Here is a 17,056-nt window from a genome sequence, read left to right on the forward strand (position 1 = left end):
CGCCTTTCTTGCGTATTTTCAAATACTTAAAAAAATGCCTCTATTTCATTACTCCATTGCTTTTTTCCTAAGCTGTAACACTCTGTATCGACTTATTTATTTACGGTAAGATACGCGCCATTAAGCATTGAGGAGTCGCACGTTGAAGCTATTTGTAAAAAACCTTACCCATGTAGATTTATCGTACTTCGATACGGAACGTGGTTTGTTGGGTGAAAGCTGGCAGACGGACATCGTTCTGACTGGTAAGTTAAATGACGAGAGCATGATTTGCGATTTTAGTATTGTTAAGAAGCACATCAAAAAATGGTTAGATGATCACATCGATCACATGCTGGCCATTCCTGCTAAACATGTTGGGTCGTCTTTAACCAAGCTAACCAATGATCGCGTTTCGTTTCGCTTTGATCATAGTAAAGAAAACCCAGACGACAGCCGCCGCTTTCAATGTGACGCGCCAGCTCAGGCTATTTGTGTTTTACCAATGGCGAAGATTACGCCTGATGCCGCCGCAAAGTGGGTTGAATCACAAATATTGAACTTGTTACCAGCGGAACTTGAAGCGGTCAGTGTACGTTTTTCACCAGAAAAAATTGACGGTGCAGAATACCAATATAGCCACGGTTTGAAAAAGCACGCCGGTAATTGCCAGCGTATTGCCCACGGTCATCGTTCTACGGTTGGAATATACGCCGATGGCATTCGTAATGACGCCATGGAAAAAGACTGGGCAGATCGCTGGAAAGACATTTATTTAGGCACACAAGAAGACTTAGATAAGTACATTGAAGAAGACGGCCGTCGTTATCATTGTTTCAGCTACACCAGTCAGCAAGGGTTATTTGAACTCATGATAGACAGCAATCAAGTATACATGTTGGATTGCGATACAACGGTGGAATCTCTCTCTGCTCATATTGCAAACGTATTGGCTCAAGAAAACCCTGGTACGCACATCGAAGCTCATGGCTTTGAAGGTATCGGCAAAGGGGCGATCTCAGATCATAAGGTGTCTCTTTAAAAAGACGCCCTTTAAAAAAGTACTCTTTAAAGAAAGCACTCTTTAGAGAAAATACTTTCTACAGAAGGTAATAACATGAGTTTAAAAGAATACGAAAACCTCGCCAAAGGCGACAAGCTATCGCTGGACACGGTATTAGCGAATTTAAAAACAGACGAGCACGGTTTGATCGCCGCCATTGCACAGCAACACGATACTGGCGAAGTATTAATGCTGGCTTACATGAATGAAAAATCGATTCGTGAAACCTTGGAAACAGGGCAAGTCTGTTACTGGTCTCGCTCTCGTCAAACATACTGGCGCAAGGGTGAAAGCTCTGGCCACCGCCAGACGTTGGTGTCTATGTCGTTTGACTGTGACGGTGATTGCATCCTACTCAAAGTAAATCAGAAAGGTCCTGCTTGTCATACGAATCGCCGTGATTGTTTCTTTTTTACGGTTGACGGCAACGACGTCGTGATCAGTTCGGCACCCTCTTCTGACAAGTAACGCAACAAACGCACATAAATGAAGCATTTTGAAGAAATACCACTATGCTTCTTTCTTCATTTCACGTTATCTTTATAAGCATCAGTTTTTATTGCACATTTCACGCTTCAACGAGTCATTGAAATTAATCATTAAAAACTCCGTTAACTGAACATTCTCAAAATAAATCAAAACGTTGCCAAATACAGATTAAAAAGTACACGTTACGCAATCTAGTTAAAGGTTACCTTCCTAGAGTGAGGGAACGTAACTTGATTGGCATAAGTATTGCTGGAAAGAGATATCACCAAACACCGTTAATTCATTGGATTTAAACATGCTGAATTTTTCCGTACGAACAAAAATACTCTCACTCATCGCACTTTTTTCATTGGTCATTGTTGGTATGAGCATAAGCTCTGCCCTTTCAAGTAAATCTGTTTCGTCTGAATTACAGAGCCTCTCATCACAGAGCCTCCAATTAATGAAAAACCTAGAAAAAAGTCGTCAGTTATTACTTCAACAATCCGTCGAATTTGAACGTGGTTTTTTCCAAGTGTCTATCGCAAAATCCATGGGTGGATACGGAACGGAGCAAATCGCAGAATCGGCTGAAAAATTTAAAACCTACACGGATGAGATGATCGCTAGTATAGAAAATGTTAAAAGCATTCTTGGCACTATGCCAAAGAATGACGGTTTAAACAGTCTTTTTGAACAAATTACCACCCTTGAAGAGCAACAAGCGATTTTCCTAGAAGCCAGTACAGAAACTTACAGTTGGTGGGTGAAACTAAAAACAATGCAGGCCAACAAAGCTCGACGTTTGGCAGATGCCAGCTTAATCAGCGTCAACGAACAAATGGAAGTTATTATTGCTTCTATCGATGAATACAACACCACCGTTGCTGAAAATCAAAACAACAAACTAGACCAGACTATTTATGCCAGCGGCGTATTGGCGGCTGTATTGATAGCTATCGGCATTACGGTCAGCATCATCATTGTAAACGGTATATGCAAACCGCTCATTAAAGCCGTACGACGTGCAGAAGAGATCGCGTCAGGTGAGTTAGTTCAATCTAAAGTTGCCAGCACACGTAAAGATGAAATTGGCATGTTAGAAACGGCAATGGACAAACTGGTTGTTCAGCTTAGCAGTATTTTACACGATGTTTCCGAGTCCAGCGCCATGCTAACGAACGCGGCCAACGACCTAAACCGCATTACGGACGAATCTTCCGACATGGTGGATCGTCAGCAAGAAGAAACCAACCTTATTTCTCAGGCGATTCAGGAAATACAAGCAACGGCCGTTCATGTTTCTGAATCCACAACCGATGCCAGCCAAGCCGCTCATAATGCCGAAACGGCGGCGAACGAAGGCACAGCTATCGTGACGAAAACCATTAGTAGCATTGAAGAGTTGGCCTCAGAAATTGCCAGCTCGGCAACGACGATCAATGAACTGCAATCCAACACCAAAGAGATCAGTAACATTCTGAACGTTATTTTGGGCATCGCAGAGCAAACCAATCTACTCGCTCTAAACGCTGCCATTGAAGCTGCGCGTGCTGGTGAGCAAGGACGAGGCTTTGCCGTCGTCGCGGACGAAGTACGCCATTTAGCTCAAAATACGCAGAATGCCACTCAGCAAATAGAGAAAATGATTACGCTTCTTCAAACTGGGGCAACATCTGCCGTAAAGGCCATGACATCAAGTCATCAGCGTTCTACCGATGCGGTGACTCAGGTGAAGCACGAAGAAGAATCGCTGCAAAATATAAATACATCTGTGTCCAAGATTCGTGAAATGAATGACAGGATCTCAGCAACGGCAGAGGAGCAAGCGGCCGTTACCGCTGAAGTGAGCCGTAATGTTTCGAACATCACTGACATTACGTCCAAAACGACAAAATCCATACACTCCATTAGCCAATCGGCGGAGCAATTGGCGGCGTTAGCTACGCAACTATCCGCTAAAATCAGTTATTTCAATGTCTAGCACTATCACAAAAATAGCGTTTTAAATTAAGATAAAAAGAGAAGTAAATTACTTCTCTTTTTTCATTCTAGGAGAAACACATGTGTCGTTGGATGGCGTATCAAGGGGATTCCGTATACCTTGAGTCATTGCTCTTTAAACAAGAGCATTCTTTAATACACCAAAGCTTAAGCGCGAGAAAATCAGAAGTCACCGTGAATGCCGACGGTTTTGGCTTAGGCTGGTACGATGAACGAGAAGAACCCGGCCTGTATCACGAAGTATTGCCAGCCTGGAGCGATAGTAATTTAAAAAGCCTCGCCAAACACATTAAAAGCGGCTTATTCTTTGCCCATGTTCGCTCTTCAACCGGTACAGAAACCAACCGCTCTAATTGCCATCCATTCAGTTACAAAAATTGGTTGTTCATGCACAACGGTCAAATTGGCGGCTATGAATCTTTACGCTGGCAGTTGGATCGTCTGATTCCCGAATACCTATATAGCCATCGACACGGCGCGACAGACTCAGAAGTTATTTTTTTGTTGATGATTGCCAATGGTTTAGAAGCCAATCCAGAACATGCGATCAGCGTTACTTTGACGCAAATCATCGACATGATGAAGCTCAAAAAAATTGTAGACCCGCTGCGTTTTACTGCCGTATTTTCAGACGGTGAAGATATTATTGCGGTGCGTTTTTCCAGCGACGAACAAGCGCCAAGCCTGTACTGCAAAGAATTCGATCATCACATTGTGATTGGTTCTGAACCATTAGATCTATCGAGCGATAGCTGGACACTGGTTCCTGCGGGTCACATTGCAAGAATCAATAAAAATAAATATCACATTAAACCATTACCAGAATTATTAAAAATGACCGCTTAGCGGTCATTTTTTTACCCTTTTTTTGGCAACGGCTTAGTCCGTACCGTTTAGCCTTTACCGCTAACGAGAATGCGAGAATTAAAGCGCTTCGTCTTTTTCTCTGTAAGCGTACGTTGCATCAAAACGCGATTGAATCCAATCACCGCTTAATATGGCGTCGTATTTCGCTGGTTTTTGTTCAGTTGCGCAGCTTGGAACGCAAGTGACGCTGGTCTCGTAGTCAGGCTCGACAAAGAACGGAAACGAGTAACGATGCACATCGGGCAAAGACGCTCGCACTCGGTGCGCTGTCGACACGTATTCATCGTTGGTCCAACGCTGCATCAAGTCACCAATATTCACCACTAGCGCATTATCAATCGGCGTCGCATCGACCCACTCACCTTGGCGATTTTTCACCTGCAAACCACCAATCTGATCTTGCAATAGTAAGGTCACACAACCGTAATCTGTATGAGCGCCCGCGCCATTATCATGGTCGTTCACTGGACGTGGCGGATAATGAATCATCCGCAATACCGTTACGTGATCAGTAAAACAACGAGTAAAGAAATCATCGTCTAAAGACAGCGCTTGCGCCATCGCTGTTAGCAATTTTTGCGCAACGGTGAACGCTTCTACATAGTAATCTTGTAAAACTTCTACTGTCTTAGGGTTCGTTGGATTTTGATTTGGCCCATACATGGTCGGGTATTTTGCCACCAAGGGATGGTTGGCAGGAAAATCCAACGCCATATCAAAGGTCTCTTTCCAATCCGCATGGCTCACTTCGTCCAGCTGTTCTTCACCAATATTACCGTAGCCACGATGGTTAATGCTGTTCTTGATATCGATGGTATTTTTATCTTCTTGCGGCAGATTAAAGAAGCGCTTGGCTTCGCGCATCAACGCCGCCATCAATTCTTTTGGTATGCCCGTATTGGTTAGGTAAAAGAAACCTATTTCTCGGCACGCGGTGTCTAAGCTGCGTATTTCATCTTGGCGAATCAAATCACTCTCATGGGTTAATTTAGCTAGATCAATCAAAGGAATGGACATCTTGTTTCTCTTATTTAAAATTACGTTCGTGAAGACAGTTTAATTAATTGAGTGTGCTTTGGATTAAAACGTTTTAGGCCAATCTCGCCAAAGTCTACGAAGATCATCTGTTTCTCGCCTTGCTCTTGTCGTACCACAACGCCTTGTCCAAACTGGTCATGACGTACTTTGTCACCCGGTTTTAAATGACTTTTACCTTCTACCCGATGGCGAAAAGTCAGCAATGGCGACGGTGTCACGGCATTCAAATAACGCTGAAAAACCGAACCTTTTTCTGTATCAATGGGATCGTCATTGGCCTCAACATACCACGCTTCACAGATGCGACTGACCGCATAAGGTTGAGCTTCAAACACAAATCTCGACAAGGACAAGCTCTTTAGCGCAGCGCGCGGAATATCCCCTTGTTTCATCCGTTTATGCTCATCTGGCGTTGGTGTTTCTAGTAACACTAATTTTTGTTTCGCCCGCGTAATGGCCACATAAAACAAACGTCGCTCTGAAGCTAAATCCATCGCGGCTTGCTTATCTATCGCGCTGAGGTCTTCCTCGTAATAAGGGAAACGTCCCTCTTGTAAACCCGACAACAATACTTGATCGAACTCCAACCCTTTGGATTTATGAATCGTCATCAAATGCACGCCGTGGCTGTCATCGGTATGTCGTTCGTTCAAAGCGGCCAGTTGCTCTAAAATAGATTTAGCGTCACCACCCACACCGCGAACATAGGCCATAAACGCATCGCAGGTGGCGATTTTTTCTTGAGTTTGAATATCCTTACTGCTGGTACTTTCAAAGTAACGATAAATGCCCAGCTTCTCCAAAGTGTGAGCCAAACCTTGTGCGGGATCAGTACGATAAATGGTTAAACTGCGTAACCAATCGGCTCGTTCATACAGTTTTTTGGCGCGCCAACCCTCGGTTGCATCTGCGACTGATTCGATAATTTGTGGTAATAAATGCGGCGATTGCTTGGCTTGCTGAATCAAGGTTTTACGTTGCGCAAACGAGCCACCAAGGCTCGGTACGGTCAGCAAATATTCAACTTCATCAGGACGAAAAAACGCGCTTGTGTTTTCTAAGCCACCAGCAATCACCGCCAAATACGCCATCAACATACGAATTTGGCGGTTTTCCAACAATGGCGAATCACCGTGCAACTGATACGGTACGCCTTTGTGCATCAAGGCCAATTGCACCGGCACCATGTCGCTGTATAAGCGCACTAATACTGCCGTGTCACTCAAGGCTTTACCTTCATCAACCCACGCTTTTAATTCACCCAGCAACGCCTTACCGGTTTTTGGCGCGCGAGCAAAGGACACTCGGGTGCGTTCCCCCGCGCCAATCACTAAAGCATCCGGATCGTTTTCACTGATTACGCTCGACGCCATTAACCCTACTGCATGACCAAAACGAAAGCTGGTGCTCAGCGGATACGTTGCCACCCTGGCAAAGTCTTCATCAAATTGTGTCGCCATGATATCTGGACTTGCGCCACGCCATTCATAAATACATTGCTGCACATCGCCAACAATCATCCATTGGCAAGGTGACGGATAAAGTTGTTTAAGCAACTCGTATTGGCAAGGGTTAATGTCTTGAAATTCGTCAATAAGTAGATAACGGAAGTCCGGTACCAAACCGCGTATTCGAACTCGCTCTGGCTCGGCAAGTTCGCTAATTAACTCATAAGGATCACTGAGTAAATCCGCAAAGAAACGAATATTATTGCGTTTTCGGAGCCGTTCTAATTCATCGTATAACGCGGGGAAGAACTGACGCTCTTTCGACCAACCTAAGGCTTCAAACACGATGGAAGCCGATAGATCTGACGCTTTCACCTGATCGATAAAAAGCAGCACGTCTTCGAGCCAGTCTTTCTCATCTAGCATGGCGATTTTTTCGCCGTTTCGAACCAAACGCTGCAAGGCTTCACGCAACATTTTTATCAAACTGAAATCATCGGTGACCAGTTTTGCAGACGGCAGCCAACCTTGCTGTTCTAACCGTCGGCAGAACTTCATACCAAACGCATGAAAGGTCATCACACTCGGTGAACGGAAATGCCCGACCGACATCAGTCGCTTACTCAAACGATCTGCAAACTCTTCCTGAGCGCTTTTATTAAACATAAACACGCCGATATGAGACGGATCAACGCCTTGCGCCAATAAATGCTCGATACGCGAAATGAGTGTAGTGGTTTTCCCCGCACCCGCCACGGCGATCACTTTCGCGGGTGTCATAAGGTCATGATGGACAACAAGCTTTTGCTCATCGGTTAATGAGGTATGAGCCTCTATTTTAGGTTGTGCTTGTATCAAAATAATCTTGCCTAGTGTTAAAACTTACTAATCTTCGAACGTGCTAGTCTTCGAAAAGGTGCCCAATTTCACGAAAAGCAAGATGCTCCCTACCGGCGATTTTTGCGATGGATTCGCCATACACCACCAAACGTCGTTGAACTCGAGCAAAAAACACACCATTAGTGCGAGCAATCAAAGGGTAACTGGAGGTATCCACATCGTCTTCCATCAAGTTGACCACTTCGCCAATTTCCTCACCCGCTTCGACCTCCTCGCCGATGGCTTTGTGATAACACACAATACCAGCGCACGGCGCTTTCACTAAGTCCATGGCATCTAATGGGTAATATTTTACCTCGCTGTCATCAATGATTGGCGCTTCGCCGGACACGACCTCGCGCAGTATCAAATAATCGAGCAGCGCTTTGGCATCCTGTTGTGCGTATTCCTCTGAAATGTCATTTTCACCGCGCAATTCCACGGTCAAAGAACGACTGCCCCAAGGCACTAAATGCGCGTAATGGCTTTTTAAATCCCGCCACACGCTGACATTGGTTTCATCAAACGATGCCGCACCGGTTTCTAGTTCTGACAAACCGACCTTGGCACCCAGTAACGCCAACAAAGGCCTAAAGTGATCCTCAAATTCTTGTGCCACATACGCGTGCATACACGCTTCGCCAGAACAATGCAGATCGATAATGTCATCGGCGTCCATCGACAACGCCAACAACATCTTTTTCATACCTTGTAACTCGGTATTCTCTGGCAACAACGTCAGCTCTTCTCGAATCGCCTTGCGAATCAGCGTGACATTCGTTTCCGCATCACCCGTCACATCGTGTTTAATGCGTTTGTGTACTTTTGAGCCGAGCTGTGGCCAATTGCGATTGAAATTACCGCCACCATCCGAAAAGGCAAAGCGCCCCGGAATGTAACCGTGGAAATTTTGCGCCAAACCAATCGGATTCGCCACTGGGACAATGACTATTTCACCTTGAATCAAGCCAGATTTGTCTGCTTTTTTCAGTAGCTTAATCAGTCTATTCAACACCAAAAAACCAGGCCATTCGTCAGCATGAAGACCCGCTTGAAAATACACTTTAGGGCGAGCGCCCGCTTCACCAAAATGATGTGCTTTTAAAATGCGCTGGGTACCGGGTGTCGCACTCGGCAAGACATGAGAATAAATTTGATAAGACATAACACCTCGTACATTGCTGTGCTCATATTATAATGAGAAAAGGCACAGTGTGAGATTCGCCAATTTGAGCCTGCAACATGGTACGCTAAAACCGATTTTTAATAAAAAACAATTCCCAGAACTGTAAGAAATTCGACATCCATACCGTCTTAGACTCAATAGCCCATAATAATTAGGAGATAAGGAATGAAAAAATCGTTCGTTGCCGCTTCCATCGCCGCCACATTAGTACTGTCCACCTCATCCATGCTAGCCCATTCAGCTCAAACCAACTCAACCTCAGAAAAGTGGAAAAACACCCTACAAAAAGCCAAAGGACAGACCGTTTACTTTAATGCTTGGGGCGGCGCAGACAACATTAACGACTACATTCAATGGGCGGCAGATCGTATTAAAGACGACTACAATGTCACCTTAAAACAAGTAAAGCTGACCGACACATCCGATGCCGTAAATCGCGTACTCGCTGAAAAAGCCGCAGGTAAAAACACCAAAGGGTCCATCGATCTTATTTGGCTTAACGGCGAGAACTTCCGTGCCATGAAAGACAACCACTTACTGTTTGGCCCTTTTAGCCAAACTTTACCCAGCTACACAAAATACGTCGATGAAAACGCGCGTCAAAGCCTCACTCAAGATTTCGGTACGCCAGTCGATGGCATGGAATCCCCTTGGGGCATGGCACAAGTCATCTTTATGCATGACACTGCAACCTTAAGCAACCCGCCTAAATCTATTCCCGAACTGCTCACTTATGCCAAAGCGCATCCGGGTCGAATTACGTACCCTGAGCCACCGCAGTTCCTTGGCTCGACTTTTTTAAAGCAAGCTTTATACGAACTTTCACCTCACCGAAAAGCCCTCTCTCAGCCAGTAGACAGCGTTGATTTTGATAAGATTACCGCGCCAATGTGGGCCTATCTTGATGAACTACACACCGTCGCATGGCGCAGCGGCGAAAGCTTTCCATCCAGTTCAGAAGAAATGATGCGTTTACTGGACGATCAAGAAATAGACGTTGCCCTGAGCTTTGATATTTCGGCGGCTTCCGTACAGATCGACAAAGGCAACTTACCCGACACTGTACGCTCTTATGTATTTACCGGCGGGACTATTGGCAACACGCACTTTTTAGCGATTCCCTACAACAGCGGCGTGAAAGCTGGCGCACAAGTTGTCGCTAATTTTTTACTGTCACCCGAGGCACAAATCAAAAAACAAACGCCGACCGTTTGGGGGGATTTAAGCGTTTTGTCATACACAAAGCTCTCTAAAGACGAGCAAGCCAAATTCGATGCATTGCCACGTGGCATCGCAACACTGAACATTGAAGAACTTGGAAAAACGCTACCAGAACCTCACGCCAGCTGGGTTGGCGCATTAGAAAAAAAATGGCGTCAGCGTTACGCCCAGTAAATCATCATTCAACAAAAACCACATAAGCAATAAGAAGCAAGATGCCGCTAAAACACATTCAATGGATCACAGGTTTTATCACTGTTTTACTGGCCCTTCCCATTGTCATTGGCTTGGTCGGTACCTTGCTTCCTGCTTTTCATTATTTCCCCCCACTGGGCGAATATGACTTTTCTTTATCCCCTTGGTATAACGTGTTTTCCCAAGGGGAATTTTACGCGGGCCTAAAACTGACCTTAATCACGGGCATTGGTGCGCCCGTATTGGCACTTTGGCTGGCGCTGTCTTTATTAGCTTGGGGCTATCAACGACCTTTTTTCAAAAAGATAGAAGCTCTGCTTTCTCCCATTTTAGCCATTCCTCACGCCGCCATAGCGATCGGTTTATTGTTTTTATTGAGCCCATCGGGTTGGATTGTACGACTCTTTAGCCCTTGGTTAACCGGCTTTGAACGCCCACCGAATTGGATAACCGTACAAGACCCTTATGGTATTTCATTGATCTTCGCGTTAATCATCAAAGAAATGCCCTACTTGTTGTTTGTCATGCTCGCCGCGATGAAAAGCATTCAAGCACGAGAAAGCATGCAAGCATGCCAAGCCCTAGGCTACAGCCGCTTCACTTTGTGGCGTAAAGTACTTATTCCTCAGCTTTATCCAATTATTCGTTTGCCTATTTTTATCGTCGTGGCGTTTAGCTTAACCGTCGTGGATTTGGCATTAGTCATTGGGCCAAATACGCCGTCCACCCTAGCGGTGACTTTATTCCGCTGGTTCAATGATCCCGATTTGGCCATGCGTTACACGGCCAGCGCGGGCGCAATATTCTTGATGATTACGATTGTTTTAACGCTTGGGGGGTGGGAACTGGCTCATAAGGTGTTTAGCGCCATGACGCGCTGTGAACGCAGCAATGGCAAACGTCACGGCGTGTCAGACATCTTGCTGGGCACTGGCGTTATTCTAGGAGCGTTCACTTTACTGAGCGCATTTATCGCCCTCATTCTGCTGCCTTTTTGGTCTTTGGCCAAACGCTGGCGTTTCCCCGACGCGCTGCCATCTCAGTGGACTTGGGACAACATAGAACGCGCCGCACCCTTACTGATGGAACTCAGCGCCAACACCCTAATCATTGCGTTGTTTTCAACGTTGATCGCCTGCGCCATAAGCTTGCTTATGTTGGAAATAAAGCGTCATAGCATGACGAATTCTGCTAACCCTTCACAGCAATACGCCTTTGACTGGCTCATTTATGTGCCAATCTTGCTGCCGCAAATTGGCTTTTTATTTGGTCTGCATGTGTTGCTGATATACCTCAACCTAAATGGCGATCTTTGCGCCATTATCGCCTTGCACCTCATGTACGTATTGCCCTATGTTTATCTCACGCTAAAAGGCCCCTATTTGGCCTATAACGAAGACTATTTATTACAAGCCAATCGTTTAAACAATCGACCTTGGCGTCATTACGTCAGTGTCAAAATCGCCATGCTCAAACCGGCGTTATTTACCGCGTTTGCCATGGGGTTTTCCGTCAGTATTGCCCAATACTTGCCAACGTTAATTGCAGGCGAAGGCCGTTACAGTACATTAACCACCGAAGCGGTGGCGCAAGCGGCGTCTGGCGACCGAAAACAAGTAGGCAGTATGGCGCTGCTACAAGCTTTCTTTCCCGTTATGGTATTTTGGCTAGCGCAGATCATCCCAAGCCGCTGGACGGAATGGCGACTCACCATCAAAAAACGGCTTAAAAAGGCATTAACAAAAAAGGATAAAACGTGCTCCGCGTGAATGCATTTTCTTTGTCATCAAATGGCAAAACACTGATTCAAAATTTAAGCTTCGACATCGCCGACGGTCACGTCTTGTCTATCATGGGACCAAGCGGCATTGGAAAATCCAGCTTGTTGAATTTTTTAAGTGGCACGCTAGCGCCATCGTTTACCGCGTCTGGCGAAGCGTTTCTTAATGGCGACGCACTCCATACAAAACCGACAGAAATGCGGAAAGTCGGCCTGCTACAACAAATGCCTTTGTTGTTTCCACACATGAGCATCATCGAAAATTTGTTGTTTGCGTTACCAGACAAAACGCGCAAACCGGATCGACTCCCATTAGCCCACGATGCACTAAAACGGCTCGGTATGACCGACAAAGCCAACGCGTTACCGAAAGAGCTCTCCGGCGGCCAACAAGCCCGCGTCGCGCTACTTCGCACGTTGCTTTCTCAGCCTCACTACCTACTGCTCGATGAACCATTCAGCAAACTCGACCCAGCACTACGCCGCGACGTACGCGCCTTCGTGCTTGCCGAAATACGCCAAGCGAATATACCCGCGTTGCTTGTTACCCATGACTCTGAAGACGCTAAGGCAATGGAAGGGGAATGTTTGGAATTGGGGGTCGTGAAATAATCACTTTGCTCCAGATGACAATATACCTTTAAAGATAACGATATTGTTTAAAGATTTTTGCTCACCTTCAGTTTTGACTATAAATTCATAGCCTAAAAATTTGACAATGAATTTATTGTTATCTATATTGACAAAATATTCATTGTCAAAAACATGGAGGTTATATGTCAGGTCAGGTTGTATTCGGAAAAAAGTATTTCGAACGTCACAAAGATCAACAAAAAATATGGCGTTGCTTAGATAGAGGCGCTCACATCATTTTGCTTGCCCCTAGGCGATCTGGCAAAACCTCAATGCTCAGGCATTTAGAGCAAAATCCTAAAGAAGAGTACATTTTCCTATATACCATGGTTCAATCCTGTACCACGGAACAAGCTTTCTACAAGCAAATATTTGATCAATTGTACGATACTGACTTTATTAAAAACCTAGAAAAAAACAGCCAAAAAAGCAAAGAGTGGCTTAGTTCTATATTAAGTAAGATTGATAACATAAGCATAGCGGGTTCAGGCATCAAGTTAACCGACAAAACTCGACATATCACTTACCAAGACTTAGCAACGGTGATTCGTAAACTTCAATTGGATAAAAAACTGGTCATTGTTTTTGATGAATATCCCGATGTAATTGAAGCGATTCATGAGGATGGTGGTTTAACCGCAGTCAAAAAATTCATGAAAAACACCCGCACCTTGTGCCAAGACACATCATTGAACGAAATGGTGCAGTTTATTTTTACCGGTTCCATTGGATTAGATTCATTAGCCAATCGACTCGGTGTGTCGAATCTCATTAATGATCAAGAAAAATTAAGTCTCTCTACCTTAAGCCAACCTGATGGATTGGCGTTTATTGATTTTCTAAGTAACAAAAATGACAGCGAATTAAACATTACGCCAGACGTTGCTATATACATGCTTGGCAAAGTTCAATGGTTGATGCCTTACTATATTGAAATTCTATGGGAGAGGCTTGAAGACCACTGCTTAGAAATTGAAAACCTCACCCCAACATGCAGCGACGTTGACACTGCTTATACCACCTTATTTGACCAAGCTTATCGCTCTAACTTTAACCATTGGGTTGAACGACTCAATCGCCTTGAAAAGTCAGAAAGAGAACTGGCAAAAGAGTTTTTGAATCTATTGGCTCAATCTGAACAGGCCTCATTTAACGATTATTTCAATTTAAGCCAACAAGAAAAATATCAAGATACCAACCATGGTTATGTCATTAATTGCTTAGAGCATGATGGCTATATTTTTGAATCAGAACCAAATACTTACCGTTTTACCTCGCCCCTATTAAAAGACTGGTGGAATCGATATGCCAACCGTGCCTTATAAAAACGAAATACCGAAAAAGTACAACCCGCAAAATACGTCCACAGCGGTATTAAAGAAAACCTTTGCCATCAGGTTGAAAGAGTTTAAACGCCTATGGAAAGAAATTTCGCAGTCTGATATGGCATCGCCTGAACAGCATTACATTATTCAAGGTGTAAGAGGTGCGGGGAAAACTACCTTACTCACCCGATTATGTATTGAGGTTGAAGAAAGTGAAGCGTTATCAGCTTGGTTAATCCCGATTCAACTAAAAGAAGAAGAATATGGCATTAGCTCTTTGTTTAGTTTTTGGTTGCGTATCGCGGAAGATCTAGAAGAGCACCCTTTATATGGGACAAACTTTAAAGGTCTAGCAGAAACAATAGAAGACATTGAACCAGAGGATGGCGAGGACGCAAAAGCGGCATTCAAATTACTCAACAACGCCCTAAACAAGCATCAGCAAAAAATCATTATCTTTATCGATAATATCGCCGAATTATTTGATCACTTCTCTAAGCTCGATTTAGCCATACTCAGAGAAGTATTAAGTCAAAATGCTAACCTGAGAATCATTGGCGGCTCTGCGGTGTCTCTTGAAAATTTCTATGATCACAAACACCCTTTTTATCAGTTTTTTAACGTCATCACTTTAGGCAAGCTTACGAAAGATGAAACCCTAGATTTGCTATTAGCTCTGGCAGAAGCTGCAGGAGAAGGTACCGTTCAACAAATAAAACTAGCCATCGAACAGCAACCTGAAAAAATAGAATCCATCCGTCGACTCACTGGCGGCGTACCAAGAACCATGGCGTTATTATTTGATATTTTGGCCGAAGGCCCACACGGCACCACTTTTGGTTATTTAGATGACACTCTCGACATGGCTTCTCCCATTTACAAACATCGAATGGACGACCTAAGTAAACAGCAAAAGCCCATCGTTCACGCCATTGCCAAACACTGGGATGCCATCTCAGTAAAAGAAATCGCCCAAAAAACTCGTATAGACAGCAAAACCATATCGGCTCAACTATCCCAACTACAAAAGCAATGGATAGTAGAGAAAATTCCCACCGACAATAAAAACCATCTTTACCGCATCCAAGAACGGTTTTTCAATATTTGGTATCTCATGCGCTATGGCCGTCGTCGAGATAAAAACAAACTGCTTTGGCTAACTCGGTTTATTGAAATGTGGTGCACCCAAGAAGACTTAACTCATCGAGTTACACAATTTTCTTCGGGATTAAGTAATGACGCTTACCTACCTGGCACCTTGGCCTATACTTCAGCTCTACTGGGCTGTAAAAACATCTCTGTGAATGAAAAAGAACAGATATATCAGCATGCTCATGCCTTTTTCAAACAACAAAATGACGCCAGTTATTTAAGATCATTGCCCGAAATAGAAGGTGATGAATATGCTGATCAAGCATTTACTTGCATGGGCAAAAATGACTTTGAGCAAGCACTCAAACATTTCGAAAAAGCGGTCGAAAAAGGTCTTGTTCGAAATCACTTTATGATTGGTTGCTTGTATCATTTCGTATTAAATGATTTTCAACTGGCGGAGAAAAATTATCTTAAAGCAATAGAACACGGCTTTGGTTTTGTCTACACCCCAATAGCGAAACTGTACTTTGATTATATGTTTATGGAAAAGAACGGCCAAGCCCTTATTTATGCACAACAAGGAGTAGACAATGAAGAAAACTTTCATAGTTTGCATACCCTTTCGACTATTGCTCTATGGAATAATGAGCTTAAAATAGCCGCGAATTCTATGGAAAAAACATTTATTAGAGATACATGGCCTCAAGATTTAGAAGAACACGCTCAAGCCATCATTGGTTTACTAATGTTGTTTTTAGCTAAAAAACAAACCCACTTAGTGAACAAATGGTTTAAAGAATATAATTTAATAGAAAAATTTAAGCCGATACATTATGTATTAATGCTTTTGATGAAAGATGAATATCCAAATGAATATTTGCGCATGGGTTCAGAGTTAGAGGAAACAGTCACAGAAATATTGGAGAAGGTTGATCAGTTGGCAATAATATATCAATAAGGTGCTTTGCTAATTCTCTAACAGACCCCCAAAGCCAGTCATTTTAAATGTCTGACTTTTCGTATTTAAGCCCAAAACAAAATAACAATCTAAACCAATAAGTACTTTTTACGATATTGGCTGGGCGTTTGGGTAAATAATCCTTTAAAGGCATGGATGTAGGCGGAGTCAGATTGGTAGCCTAACTCCAAAGCGATGTTTTGAATGGATATGTTTTTTTCAAGTAACTGTAGCGATAAAACCAATCTAATATTTTGTCGCCACATTGCGAATGATTGATTAAATTCTTTGGCACAAAGCCTCGACAGTGTACGCGAAGATGCGCCGACTTTTACTGCCCACTCTGCAAGGGTTAAGGCCAAATCTGGCTGCTGGTTCAATTCTACGAAGATCGCCATCAACCTTCTGTCACTTGGAAGGAGTAAGGGAATTTCGTAATGCTCTGCTATGGCAATTTGATCTCGTAACACACAAAGTAAGCTCGTCGTCATTTGCTCTGTGTGATTATCCAAGCCATGCTCGACCAAAAACACAATCAGTTCTTTCAAGAACGGCGTGACCAAACAAGACTTTGGATTATCTCCATAATTCACTGGGCTTTGGGGATTTAAATACACCGCTAAAAACTGTGTTTTCGTTACGGACACTGACTTATGAAGGGTATTAGCTGGTATGAAGAGCATTCCATTATGTGGAACGATAATGCTTTTACTTTCAATATTGGATTGCAGTAACCCAGAGGTGGGAAACAACACTTGATGCCATGGATGCGCGTGCCATTCCTCTACTTCATTCGCTGGCAGATCGATTATTTTCGAAACAACTTGATGATCAGATAAATGTTGGATGAGTTCGTTTGCATTCATGATTGGCAACTTATCAATGTTTTATGTCATATAGGATAAATTAAGCCATTT

General features: G+C 43.8%; 14 protein-coding genes. 9 read left to right on the plus strand and 5 right to left on the minus strand.

The genetic code is table 11. The features are described from left to right. Positions 1–142 precede the first annotated feature (142 nt). Both MP3633_RS10930 and hisI read left to right on the plus strand, forming a co-directional pair. A complete protein-coding gene (locus tag MP3633_RS10930; protein WP_176335566.1) occupies positions 143–1,021 on the plus strand; it encodes a 6-carboxytetrahydropterin synthase in 879 nt (292 codons plus the stop codon). A 75-nt stretch (positions 1,022–1,096) separates the two neighbouring features. Beyond that, entirely contained in the window at positions 1,097–1,510 is a 414-nt protein-coding gene (gene hisI, locus MP3633_RS10935) for a phosphoribosyl-AMP cyclohydrolase (RefSeq protein ID WP_176335567.1), read from the plus strand. A 231-nt stretch (positions 1,511–1,741) separates the two neighbouring features. On the opposite strand, the gene MP3633_RS10940 is transcribed toward hisI, so the two are convergent. Beyond that, positions 1,742–1,903, minus strand: a complete 162-nt coding sequence (locus MP3633_RS10940) for a hypothetical protein (protein ID WP_176333944.1) — start codon at positions 1,901–1,903, stop codon at positions 1,742–1,744. A gap of 70 nt (positions 1,904–1,973) precedes the next feature. Here MP3633_RS10940 and MP3633_RS10945 point away from each other — a divergent pair, with 70 nt between their 5' ends. Next, a complete protein-coding gene (locus MP3633_RS10945) occupies positions 1,974–3,494 on the plus strand; it encodes a methyl-accepting chemotaxis protein (RefSeq protein WP_244959603.1) in 1,521 nt (506 codons plus the stop codon). 80 nt (positions 3,495–3,574) lie between these two features. Continuing rightward, a complete protein-coding gene (locus MP3633_RS10950) occupies positions 3,575–4,360 on the plus strand; it encodes a class II glutamine amidotransferase (protein WP_112138226.1) in 786 nt (261 codons plus the stop codon). 78 nt (positions 4,361–4,438) lie between these two features. Here MP3633_RS10950 and MP3633_RS10955 read toward each other — a convergent pair whose 3' ends face one another. Genes MP3633_RS10955 through MP3633_RS10965 form a run of 3 tightly spaced genes read right to left on the minus strand, consistent with a single transcriptional unit; the run spans position 4,439 to position 8,911 of the window. Continuing rightward, positions 4,439–5,398 (minus strand): isopenicillin N synthase family dioxygenase, encoded by a 960-nt coding sequence (locus MP3633_RS10955; protein ID WP_176335569.1) that lies wholly within the window; start codon positions 5,396–5,398, stop codon positions 4,439–4,441. A 20-nt stretch (positions 5,399–5,418) separates the two neighbouring features. Beyond that, positions 5,419–7,725, minus strand: coding sequence for an ATP-dependent helicase (locus MP3633_RS10960; RefSeq protein WP_244959605.1), 2,307 nt, complete (start codon positions 7,723–7,725; stop codon positions 5,419–5,421). A 43-nt stretch (positions 7,726–7,768) separates the two neighbouring features. Beyond that, positions 7,769–8,911, minus strand: coding sequence for a succinylglutamate desuccinylase/aspartoacylase family protein (locus MP3633_RS10965; protein ID WP_176335570.1), 1,143 nt, complete (start codon positions 8,909–8,911; stop codon positions 7,769–7,771). Between the two features lie 186 nt (positions 8,912–9,097). On the opposite strand from MP3633_RS10965, the gene MP3633_RS10970 reads away from it, so the two are divergent. From MP3633_RS10970 to MP3633_RS10990, 5 genes are all read left to right on the plus strand, one after another. Next, positions 9,098–10,327 carry an ABC transporter substrate-binding protein gene (locus MP3633_RS10970; protein WP_176335571.1) on the plus strand — a complete coding sequence of 410 codons (1,230 nt, stop codon included), beginning with the start codon at positions 9,098–9,100 and terminating at the stop codon, positions 10,325–10,327. A 41-nt stretch (positions 10,328–10,368) separates the two neighbouring features. Further along, on the plus strand, positions 10,369–12,117 hold the full coding sequence (locus MP3633_RS10975; protein ID WP_176335572.1) for an ABC transporter permease: 1,749 nt from the start codon (positions 10,369–10,371) through the stop codon (positions 12,115–12,117). Then, a complete protein-coding gene (locus tag MP3633_RS10980; RefSeq protein ID WP_176335573.1) occupies positions 12,105–12,740 on the plus strand; it encodes an ATP-binding cassette domain-containing protein in 636 nt (211 codons plus the stop codon). The genes MP3633_RS10975 and MP3633_RS10980 overlap by 13 nt, the downstream gene beginning before the upstream one ends. A 164-nt stretch (positions 12,741–12,904) precedes the next feature. After that, complete coding sequence (locus MP3633_RS10985) at positions 12,905–14,086, plus strand: AAA family ATPase (RefSeq protein WP_176335574.1); 1,182 nt, start codon at positions 12,905–12,907, stop codon at positions 14,084–14,086. Then, the gene (locus tag MP3633_RS10990; protein ID WP_176335575.1) at positions 14,067–16,139 is read left to right on the plus strand and encodes an AAA family ATPase; all 2,073 of its coding nucleotides are present in this window, start codon (positions 14,067–14,069) and stop codon (positions 16,137–16,139) included. Before MP3633_RS10985 ends, MP3633_RS10990 begins: the two co-directional genes overlap by 20 nt. 89 nt (positions 16,140–16,228) lie before the next feature. Here the strand turns inward: MP3633_RS10990 and MP3633_RS10995 are convergent, their stop codons facing one another. Continuing rightward, positions 16,229–17,005, minus strand: coding sequence for an AraC family transcriptional regulator (locus MP3633_RS10995; RefSeq protein ID WP_176335576.1), 777 nt, complete (start codon positions 17,003–17,005; stop codon positions 16,229–16,231). Positions 17,006–17,056: the final 51 nt, after the last annotated feature.

The organism is Marinomonas primoryensis (assembly GCF_013372285.1).
Taxonomy (GTDB): domain Bacteria; phylum Pseudomonadota; class Gammaproteobacteria; order Pseudomonadales; family Marinomonadaceae; genus Marinomonas; species Marinomonas primoryensis.

Coding starts and splice junctions, on each gene's coding strand:
- MP3633_RS10970 (WP_176335571.1), top strand. CDS start 9,098: ATGAAAAAATCGTTCGTTGCCGCTTCCATCGCCGCCACATTAGTACTG.
- MP3633_RS10995 (WP_176335576.1), bottom strand. CDS start 17,005: ATGAATGCAAACGAACTCATCCAACATTTATCTGATCATCAAGTTGTT.
- MP3633_RS10990 (WP_176335575.1), top strand. CDS start 14,067: ATGCCAACCGTGCCTTATAAAAACGAAATACCGAAAAAGTACAACCCG.
- MP3633_RS10965 (WP_176335570.1), bottom strand. CDS start 8,911: ATGTCTTATCAAATTTATTCTCATGTCTTGCCGAGTGCGACACCCGGT.
- MP3633_RS10945 (WP_244959603.1), top strand. CDS start 1,974: ATGAAAAACCTAGAAAAAAGTCGTCAGTTATTACTTCAACAATCCGTC.
- MP3633_RS10940 (WP_176333944.1), bottom strand. CDS start 1,903: ATGCTCATACCAACAATGACCAATGAAAAAAGTGCGATGAGTGAGAGT.
- MP3633_RS10985 (WP_176335574.1), top strand. CDS start 12,905: ATGTCAGGTCAGGTTGTATTCGGAAAAAAGTATTTCGAACGTCACAAA.
- hisI (WP_176335567.1), top strand. CDS start 1,097: ATGAGTTTAAAAGAATACGAAAACCTCGCCAAAGGCGACAAGCTATCG.
- MP3633_RS10955 (WP_176335569.1), bottom strand. CDS start 5,398: ATGTCCATTCCTTTGATTGATCTAGCTAAATTAACCCATGAGAGTGAT.
- MP3633_RS10950 (WP_112138226.1), top strand. CDS start 3,575: ATGTGTCGTTGGATGGCGTATCAAGGGGATTCCGTATACCTTGAGTCA.
- MP3633_RS10975 (WP_176335572.1), top strand. CDS start 10,369: ATGCCGCTAAAACACATTCAATGGATCACAGGTTTTATCACTGTTTTA.